3 protein-coding genes are annotated in these 2,088 nt (G+C 67.0%); 2 read left to right on the forward strand and 1 reads right to left on the reverse strand.

Annotation, left to right across the window (positions count from 1 at the left end; genetic code table 11):
- Positions 1–240: YaeQ family protein (locus tag AC1DU6_RS28785; RefSeq protein WP_477861325.1), on the reverse strand; the 240-nt coding region annotated here is incomplete at its 3' end.
- Positions 241–355: 115 nt separating this feature from the next.
- On the opposite strand from AC1DU6_RS28785, the gene AC1DU6_RS28790 reads away from it, so the two are divergent.
- Both AC1DU6_RS28790 and AC1DU6_RS28795 read left to right on the forward strand, forming a co-directional pair.
- A complete protein-coding gene (locus tag AC1DU6_RS28790) occupies positions 356–1,018 on the forward strand; it encodes a hypothetical protein (protein WP_477861327.1) in 663 nt (220 codons plus the stop codon).
- Positions 1,019–1,096: 78 nt separating this feature from the next.
- Positions 1,097–2,088, forward strand: a 992-nt coding sequence (locus tag AC1DU6_RS28795; protein ID WP_477861329.1) for a M3 family metallopeptidase, incomplete at its 3' end; no start/stop codon positions are given.

The raw sequence follows: 2,088 nt of genomic DNA on the forward strand, positions 1-2,088 counted from the left end.
CGTCAGGTCGGGTTGCCAGAGATCGGGTTCGTCCACGTCGGACAGGCCCTTGGTGAATTCGAGCCGGCCGTTGAGATCGTCGGCCGGCACATTCAGTGCATAGGCCAGCACGCGGATCATCATGCGCTCGTCGGTCTCGCTCGGGTGGCGGGCGATCGWGAGGGCGTGGTCGCCGTAGACATGGCGGTCCATGTCGGCGATCTGCAGCTGGGCTTTGTGGATGGTGGCTTTGAGCGCCATGGGGAAGGGGCCGGGGCCCCTGTAACGAAGAGCAGCCGAGGATTATCGCGGCGAAGCCTCGTGGCATCATTCCGCCTCCCGCTTTGAACCTTCGCAACCCGGTTGCGCCCTCTTCATGAAACGCATTCTTCTTACGTTGGCCTTGGGTCTCGCTGTCTCCGCCCAGGCACAAGTCACCACCAATTCCAAGGCCAAGGTCGACCCGAAGAACAACAAGGTCAGCAACCCGGTTGTCGAGAAGCCCAAGGCCAAACTGATGTCGCGCGACGAATTGCGCGCCTGCATCACCCAGCAGGACAACAACAGCAAGGAAGCCGAGGCCATCAAGGCCGAGCAGGCTTCCTACAAGGCCAATGCCGACAAACTCAAGTCGGAGAAGGCCACCCTTGARGCCGCCGAGGCCGTGCTGGGCAAGCAGATCGCCGACGTGAAGGCCGAGAAGGAAGCCATCCTGAAGGCGCACGAGGCGCTGACGGCCGAGGCCCCCAAGCTCGAGAAGGCCGAACTGAAGGCTCGCAACGACGCCTATACGGCGCGCACCACAGCTTTCGGCACGGCGGTCGAGGCCGTCAAGGCCGCGGATGCCGAGCAAGGCATCAAGCGCAAGGGCTTCTCTGACAAGGTGGACGCGTTGGATGCCCAGTTCAAGGCGCTCGAAGAGCGCACCGAGAAGCACTTCGACGGCAACGACAAGTGGAAGGCCGAGTGCCAGAACAAGGCCTACGACGAGAACGACGAGAAGRCCATCCGCAAGGAAAAGGCGGCCGCGGGCAAGTGATCCGCGCCGTTCACTGACCCTTGCAAGCGGGCCGCCTCCGGCAGGAAGCGGCCCTTTTTGTTTTCTGAAGGACTTTGCATGAGCAACCCGCTGCTGCACGACTGGGCCGGCCCACACGGCCTGCCGCCCTTCGCCGACATCACCCCGGCGCATTTCCAACCTGCCTTCGACGCCGCGCTGGCTGCCCACCGCGCCGAGATCGACGCCATCGCGGCGCAGGCCGCGGCGCCGGACTTTGCCAACACCGTGGCCGCCTTCGACGCCGGCGGCCGCCAGCTCACCCGGCTCGAACACCTCTTCTACACCCTGGCTGCCTCGGCCACCTCGCCCGAGCTGCAGGCCGTGCAGCGCGCCCTAGCCGCGCCGCTGGCCGAACATGGCAGCGCCATCTACATGCACCAGGGCTTGTTTGCCCGGGTCGACGCCTTGTTCGAACAGCGCGAGCGCCTGGGGCTGACGCCCGAGCAGCGCCGGCTGCTGGAGCGCGTGCATCTGGACTTCCTGCGTGCCGGCGCCCGCCTGGCGCCCGAGGCGCGTACCCGCTACGCCGCAGTGATGGCCCGCCTGGCTGAGCTGAACACGCGCTTTGCGCAGAACGTGCTGGCCGCAGAGAGCGGCTACCAACTGCGGTTGACGACCGAGGAGGAGCTCGCCGGCCTGCCCGGCTTCGTGCGTGCCGCCGCCCGCCAGGCTGCCGTCGACCGTGGCCTTCAAGAGGGTGTCCACGTCATCACGCTGTCGCGCTCGTTGATCGTGCCCTTCCTGTCCTTCAGCGCGCGGCGCGACCTGCGCGAGMAGGCCTGGCGTGCCTGGGTCGGCCGCGGCGACGACACCGGTGACACGGACAACCGAGAGATCTGCCGCGAGATCCTGGAGCTGCGCGYCGAGCAGGCGAAGCTGCACGGCCATGCCTGCTRCGCCGACTATGCGCTGGAAGACACCATGGCGCGCAGCCAGGGCGCCGTCATGGGCCTGCTGGAGCGCGTCTGGCACCCGGCGCTGGCCGCTCAGGCCCGCGAGCGCGAGGCGGTACTCGGTGCCATGGCCGCGGCCGGTGCCACACATGAACT

The organism is Roseateles sp. P5_B10, from assembly GCF_056400485.1.